Genomic DNA, 6,857 nt, shown 5'->3' on the forward strand with positions numbered 1-6,857 from the left:
CACGAATCGAGCGAGCGCCCATCATGCGCAAGACAGACGTTACGGCTCTCTATGATGCATACCCGCACCTCAACAAGATCGACGAGCTGTGGGGTACGCGCGATTGCAGGCAGTTCATCGTCCGTCTGATGAACGACACGCGTGACGGAACCCGCCGCGGCTTTCCGGGCGATCACGCGCGAACGATTCTGCGCCTGCTGATCGAGCACGATCGGACCTTCCCGCAGTTCGAGGAAAACATCACGATGGTCTGGCACGACGCGGAAGCGAGTGCGTTCAAAGAGAGCCAGGCGACCAAGTGATTCCGGGAGATTTGGCCACCGAGGATCTCATCGAGTTCGCGACCGAGACGGCTCCCCGCCCGAAAACGGCGGCAAGCTGGAAGGTCGCAATCGTCGATGACGACGAGGACGTACACCGCAGCACCGAACTGAGTCTCGCCAATGTCGAGATCCTCGGCCGTCCGCTTGTCTTCCTGCATGCCTATTCGGCGGAACAGGCGCGCAACGTGTTTGCCGGAGAACGCGACATCGCGGTGATCCTGCTCGACGTCGTCATGGAGACGCAGGACGCGGGGCTGAAACTCGTCGACGAGATCCGCAACGAACTCGGGATGCGCGATGTGCGCATCATCCTGCGTACGGGCCAGCCCGGCTACGCGCCGGAGCTCGATGCGATCCGCGATTACGACATCAACGACTACAAGAACAAGTCCGAACTGTCGCGCACGCGTCTCTACGCGGCGCTCACGTCGGCGATCCGCGCCTACCAGCAGATCCGCATTGTCAGCTCCAGCCGCGAGGGGCTCGCGCGCATCGTGCGCGGCAGCGCGGAGCTCATGCGAAGCGAAGGCCTGGCGGAATTCGCCGCCGGCGTCATCACACAGATTTCCGGCCTGCTCAACCTGCCGCCGGAAGGTCTCGTCTGCGCGCGGCGCGACGACGGCGGCAGCTGTGAGGTCATCGCCGCGGCCGGACGTTTCGAGCACACCGTGCGCCAGTCGCTCGACACGCTCGAAAGTACTGAAGTGCGGACGCTGCTCGAACAGGCGCTGACGCGCCGCGAAAACATCCTCGCACCCGGCGGGGGCATCGCCCTGTACTTCGGCGCACGTCCCGGGCGCGATCTCGCGGCCTACGTCGAAGCGGGTTTCGTCGTCGAGGATCTGGATCCGAACCTGCTGGAAGTCTTCTGCACGAATGTGTCGGTGTGCCTCGACAACGTCGACCTCGTGCAACGGCTCAACCAGTACTCGTATTTCGATCCGCTGGTGAACCTGCCGAACCGTCGTCACCTCGTGAACATGCTCGAGACGCACCTGCGCGAGTGCGAGGAGCTGCGTGGCGTGCTGGCGGTGGTCGACGTCGATCATTTCGGCGAGATCAACGGCGCTTTCGGCTACCAGTACGGCGATGCGATGTTGAAGAGCGTCGCCGCGCGCATCGTCGAAGGCTGCGATCGGGGGGCGCACGTCGCTCGGGTCGGCAGCGACTGCTTCGCGGTCTTCTGGGCGGATCCCGATACCCGCACCGAACTCCTGGATGGGCTCTTCGCCGATCCGCTGGAGGTCGAGGGCGAGAGCATCATCGTGTCGGTCACGGTCGGCGTCGTGCGCCTCGACGACGTGTCCGGCGACGGCAGCGAGGCGCTCGAGGATGCCTTCCTCGCGCTCAAGCGGGCGAAGCAGGCTGAGCGCGGTTCGGTGGCGCGCTACAACCGCGGCGTCAGCGAGGAAATCCGCGGGCGCGTGAACATGCTGCACAACCTGCGGCGGGCGTTTTCCGCCAACGAGCTCTTCCTCGTCTACCAGCCGCAGATCTCGCTCGATACCGGTCGCTGCGTCGGCGCCGAGGCGCTGTTGCGCTGGCGCATGGCCGACGGCACGATGGTGCCGCCCGACCGCTTCATCCCGCTCGCGGAACGCTCCGGACTCATCGTGCCGATGGGCGAATGGGTGATGCGCCGCGCGTGCGAGGAGGCGGCGTGGATGGCGCGCAACGGCTACGGCAAGATCCGGGTGGCGATCAACGTGTCGATCATCCAGTTCCGCGATCCGCACTTCCTCGGCCGCCTGCGCGCAGCGCTGGAGGACAGCGGCGCGTTGCCGCAGCAGATTGAACTCGAGATCACTGAGTCGGTCGCGATGGGCGAAGGCAATCGCATGATCGAGCTTTTCGGCCGCATCAAGGCGATGGGACTCGATATTGCGATCGACGACTTCGGCACTGGCTTCTCGTCGCTGAGCCACCTGCAGCGTATGAACGTCGATCGGCTCAAGATCGACCGCGCCTTCATCAACGACATCGGCGGCGCCGGCAAGGGCGGTGAGATCGCCGGCCTCGTCTGCGGGCTCGGCGACCGGCTCGGCATCGAGCTGATCGCCGAGGGCATCGAGCATGACGAGCAGGCCGGGCGCCTGCAGACGATGGGCTGCCAGCTCGGGCAGGGCTTTCACTTCGCGCGGCCGATGCCGGTCGACGACTGGCACTCCTGGCTTGCCGCCAACGGGCAAGGTGGTGGCTGACGCGCTGCGGCACTTCGCCGGCTGGATCCTGACGCTGGCGATCGTGGGCCTCACCGGTTGCGGCGAACCCGAACCGGTCCGCATCGGGTTCCTCGGCAGCCTGACCGGGCGCGCCTCCGATCTCGGCATCGCCGGCCGCAATGGCGCCTTGCTCGCCGTCGAGCAGGCGAACGCCGCCGGCGGCATCGCGGGGCGGCGCGTGGAACTGATCGTCCGCGACGACGCGCAGAAGATCGGCCTCGCCCAACGCGGCGTCGCCGAGCTGCTCGCGACCGGCGTTGAAGTGATCATCGGACCGATGACGAGCGCGATGGCCGAAGTCGTGCTGCCGTTGACGAAGTCGGCGGGTATTCCTGTGATCGCCCCTTCGGTGACCAGTACCGCGTTTTTGGGGCTCGACGATCAGTTCTTCCGCGTCACCGCGACGACACGCGAATACGCTTCCGCTTCGGCCCGCTACCTCGCTGGCGAGCTCCGACGGCGCAAGGCGTCCGTCATCTACGATCGCTCCAACGATACGTTTTCGGCCGACTGGGTGCGGCACTTCTCGGCCGCCTTCGGGCGCGCCGGGGGCGAGGTGGTGCGCGTCGAGACCTTCGAGTCGGCGGCCGACATGAGCGTGCAGGACACAGTGGATCGCGCCCTGGCGCCACGACCGGATTCACTCGTGGTGGTGTCGGCGGCGGTCGATCTCGCGCGCATCGCGCAACTCGTGCGGCGCACCGACAGCGCGCTGGTCATCATGGGGAGTACCTGGGCTGCGACCGAGGAACTGGTCGCGATCGGCGGTCGGGCGGTCGAAGGGGTGCTGGTACCGCAGATGTTCGACCGCGAGGACGCGTCGCCGCGCTACCAGTCCTTTCGCTCCGCCTACGTAGAGCGTTTCGGCGAGCAGCCCGGCTACGGCGCCGTGGTCGCCTACGATGCCGCGCGGGTCGCGCTTGAGGCCCTGGCGCAGACGGGGAGCGGTCGCAAGGCGCGCAATTATCTGATCGATCACACGTTTGCCGGTCTGCAGCAGCCGCTGCATATCGATCCCTGGGGCGATACGCAGCGCGACGTGTACATGACGCGCATCCGCGACGGGCGTTTTTCCCTTGAAGCGAAGCTGTCCGGGCCGCAGCGCGAATGATGCAGCCTCTGCGTCTCGCGCGACTGCTCTTCTTCCGCTCCGTGGTGGTGGCGGCGGTGACCTTCGCCTTCGTGTTCGCGCTGATGAAGCTGTGGCTGCTACCGCAGATCGACCACGACACCGAGCTGCGCCAGCACCAGCTTGCGCACGCGATTGCCCATCAGATCGAGGCTCAGCTCGACCGCCCCCGCATCGCGCTCGAAGGCATGGCGCAGACGCTCGTCGAGGGCGGAATGCGTCCGTCGGGGCGGATGTCGCTGATGCTCGACCGCCTGATCGAGGAACATGGCGACAGCTTCGCCGCGGTCTACGCAATCGGCGACGACGGGACAGTCATCGCGGTCGGTCTACCCGCCTCGCGCCGGAGTCTGCGCAACGACCTGCTCGGCATGGACCTTTCGAAACATCCGGTGTTCACCGCGGCGTCGCACGAAACCGGTGTGTACTGGTCGGACGCGCGGCTCTCGCCCGTGAGCGCGGACGTTGCCGCCATCGTCGCGGTGCGTCAGGGCGCGCTGACGCTGGTGGGCGAGCTGATTCCGCTGGCACTCGGGACCGCGCTCTCCGGGAACGAAGAAGAGGACGGCCTGCGCACCATCCTCTTCGACCGTCGCGGGACGGTGATCGGCGACACCGCCTCGACGGCCCTCCAGCCGTTTTCGGAGGGCGGATCGCAGATGGAGGTGGCCGCGCACGAGGACGACGACGGCAGCACCTTCGAGCGATTGCGCATCGACGGCGTGGATATGATCGGCAGCGCCGTGCCGGTGTCGCAGCTGGGCTGGCGCGTGCTCGTCGTACGGCCGCAGGCGCAGGCCTTCCGGCCCTCGCGCACGGCCGAGCTGATCGTGCTGGTGGGCCTGGCGACGTCGATCATCGTGGGCCTGATCGGGGCCGCGATGCAGGCCGGCTACTTTGCGCGTCTCTTCCGCGAGTTGTCGATCTTCGCAGTCGGTGTCGAGCAGGGGCGCTACGAGTTGTCGTGGCGGAAGTCGAAGGTGAAGGAGTTCAACCGGCTTGCGGCGGCCTTCGAGCGCATGAGCCGGGCGATCCGCGAGCGCGAGGCGGCCGTCGAGGCGAGCCGCGCGGCGTTGCAGGAGCTGAACCAGACGCTCGAGGCGCGGGTGATCGAGCGCACCGAAGCGCTGCACCGAAGCAACGAGGAGCTGTCCTCGGCGCTCGAGAACCTGCGGCGCACCCAGGAGGATCTCGTCAATTCCGAAAAGATGGCCGCCCTCGGCGCGCTGGTCGCCGGGGTGTCGCACGAGCTCGGCACGCCGCTCGGCAACAGTCTGATCGCGGCCAACACGGTGCGCGACCAGACGCGCGCGCTGCGCGAAGAGCTCCAGTCCGGCCTGCGCCGTTCGTCGCTGGAGCGCTATCTGGAAGACACCGAGGCCGCCAACGCGATCATCGAGCGCAATCTGGAACGCGCCGCGGCGCTCGTGGCGAGTTTCAAGCAAGTGGCCGTGGACCAGTCGAGTTCGCAGCGGCGCGAATTCAACTTCGGCGAAGTCGTCGATGAGATCGTGATGACATTGCGGCCGTCGCTCAAGCGCCTACCGTACCGGTTGGTGGTCGACGTCGATCGCAACGTCCGTCTCGACAGCTATCCCGGTGCGCTCGGCCAGATTCTGACCAACCTGATCAATAACGCCGTGCTGCATGGCTTCGAAGGGCGGAACTCCGGCGAGATCCGCGTGACCGGCCAGCTGGAGGATCCCGACTGGGTGCTGCTCGAAGTCGCCGACGACGGCCGCGGCATTCCGCTCGAACTGCAGCGCCGCATCTTCGAGCCTTTCTTCACGTCGCGGCTGGGCAAGGGCGGCAGCGGGCTCGGCCTGCACATCGTGCATAGCCTCGTGGCCAACGTGCTGGGTGGCGCCGTCAGCGTCGATAGCCAGCCCGAAGTGGGCACGACGATGCGCGTTCGCATGCCGCGGGTGGCCCCGGTGACAGCTTCCGCAGCGGGCCCGGTGGCCTAGTCCTTACGCTCAAGGGATAGGGCCTGGCAGGGCGCTCGCGCTCGCCTAGGCGCCGCGAATGCGGCCCAGCAGTGCCGTCGTCGAACGCTCGTGCGTGAAGGGGATGGAATGCACCGTCCCGCCCCAGCCGACGACTTCGGCCGCGCCGACGATGCGCTCGACCGGCCAGTCGCCGCCCTTCACGAGCACTTCCGGGCGGGCTTCGAGGATGCGCGCGAGCGGCGTGTCTTCGTCGAACCATGTGACGAGATCGACGCAGTCGAGCGCCGCCATCACCGCGAGCCGGTCCTCCAGCACGTTGATGGGCCGGTCGTCCCCCTTGCCGAGGCGGCGCACCGATGCGTCGGTGTTGAGCGCGACCACCATCGCGGCGCCGAGCGCGCGTGCCTGTGCGAGATAGGTGACATGGCCCCGGTGCAGGATGTCGAAACAGCCGTTGGTGAAGACGAGCGGGCGCGCGAGCGCGGCGGCGCGGACGGCCAGTTGCGCGGGCGGGCAGATCTTGTCTTCGAAGGCGGGACGGGGATAAGGCATGGCCGGGATTCCTGGTCGGGGTCTGCGCTGTAGGCGGGGACGGATTCTAGCCGTTTGATGGCCGCCAATATTCTTTTACAATACGGACGAGTATGCCGAGCTTGCGGGCAAATATCACATATTGCATCGCGGTATGTTGATGATGCTCAAAATTCTGTATTGCGGTCACGGAATTCCCTATGGCATGATCGGCCGGAACTCGCAGGAAGCGCCTTGCGCGAGATTCCGCATCCGATGGGGGTAGGGACATGAGTCTTGCCGGTCGTCATGCAGTGTCCGCTTCATTGTTGCTCGCCTCCTCGGCGGCATTCGCCGAGCGTAACTACAACCTGCAGTCCCCCGTGACCAGCGTCGCGGAACAGATTTACAACATGCATACGCTGATGCTGATCATCTGTCTGGTGATCTTCATCGGCGTATTCGGCGTGATGTTCTGGGCGGTGATCCACCACCGCAAGTCGCGTGGCGCGGTCGCCGCCAATTTCCACGAAAACACCTCGGTCGAGATCGCCTGGACGATCATCCCGGTTGTCATCCTGCTCGGCATGGCCTGGCCGGCGACCAAGACCGTGCTGGAAATGAAGGACACGCGCGACCCGGACATCACGATCAAGGCCACCGGCTACCAGTGGAAGTGGGGCTACGACTACCTGCAGGGCGAAGGGCAGGGCATCCGCTTCCT

6 protein-coding genes are annotated in these 6,857 nt (G+C 66.3%); 5 read left to right on the forward strand and 1 reads right to left on the reverse strand.

Features of this window, described 5'->3' with window-relative positions:
* The first annotated feature begins 23 nt into the window (after positions 1-23).
* The 4 genes from VJ673_RS17925 to VJ673_RS17940 are packed head-to-tail and all read left to right on the forward strand — an operon-like array spanning position 24 to position 5,641.
* Entirely contained in the window at positions 24-302 is a 279-nt protein-coding gene (locus VJ673_RS17925; protein WP_324127530.1) for a hypothetical protein, read from the forward strand.
* Complete coding sequence (locus VJ673_RS17930) at positions 299-2,524, forward strand: EAL domain-containing response regulator (RefSeq protein WP_324127531.1); 2,226 nt, start codon at positions 299-301, stop codon at positions 2,522-2,524. Before VJ673_RS17925 ends, VJ673_RS17930 begins: the two co-directional genes overlap by 4 nt.
* Entirely contained in the window at positions 2,517-3,656 is a 1,140-nt protein-coding gene (locus tag VJ673_RS17935; RefSeq protein ID WP_324127532.1) for an ABC transporter substrate-binding protein, read from the forward strand. The genes VJ673_RS17930 and VJ673_RS17935 overlap by 8 nt, the downstream gene beginning before the upstream one ends.
* Positions 3,653-5,641 (forward strand): sensor histidine kinase, encoded by a 1,989-nt coding sequence (locus VJ673_RS17940; protein WP_324127533.1) that lies wholly within the window; start codon positions 3,653-3,655, stop codon positions 5,639-5,641. The genes VJ673_RS17935 and VJ673_RS17940 overlap by 4 nt, the downstream gene beginning before the upstream one ends.
* A 45-nt stretch (positions 5,642-5,686) precedes the next feature.
* Here the strand turns inward: VJ673_RS17940 and rfaE2 are convergent, their stop codons facing one another.
* Entirely contained in the window at positions 5,687-6,175 is a 489-nt protein-coding gene (gene rfaE2 / locus VJ673_RS17945) for a D-glycero-beta-D-manno-heptose 1-phosphate adenylyltransferase (RefSeq protein ID WP_324127534.1), read from the reverse strand.
* 248 nt (positions 6,176-6,423) lie between these two features.
* Here rfaE2 and VJ673_RS17950 point away from each other — a divergent pair.
* Positions 6,424-6,857: cytochrome c oxidase subunit II (locus VJ673_RS17950; RefSeq protein WP_324127535.1), on the forward strand; the 434-nt coding region annotated here is incomplete at its 3' end.

The sequence above is a fragment of the Aromatoleum sp. genome (assembly GCF_035254505.1).
Lineage (GTDB): Bacteria > Pseudomonadota > Gammaproteobacteria > Burkholderiales > Rhodocyclaceae > Aromatoleum.

Bases quoted from the DNA above. Each gene is read 5' to 3' on its own strand.
- rfaE2 (WP_324127534.1), bottom strand. From the start codon at position 6,175: ATGCCTTATCCCCGTCCCGCCTTCGAAGACAAGATCTGCCCGCCCGCG.
- VJ673_RS17925 (WP_324127530.1), top strand. From the start codon at position 24: ATGCGCAAGACAGACGTTACGGCTCTCTATGATGCATACCCGCACCTC.
- VJ673_RS17940 (WP_324127533.1), top strand. From the start codon at position 3,653: ATGATGCAGCCTCTGCGTCTCGCGCGACTGCTCTTCTTCCGCTCCGTG.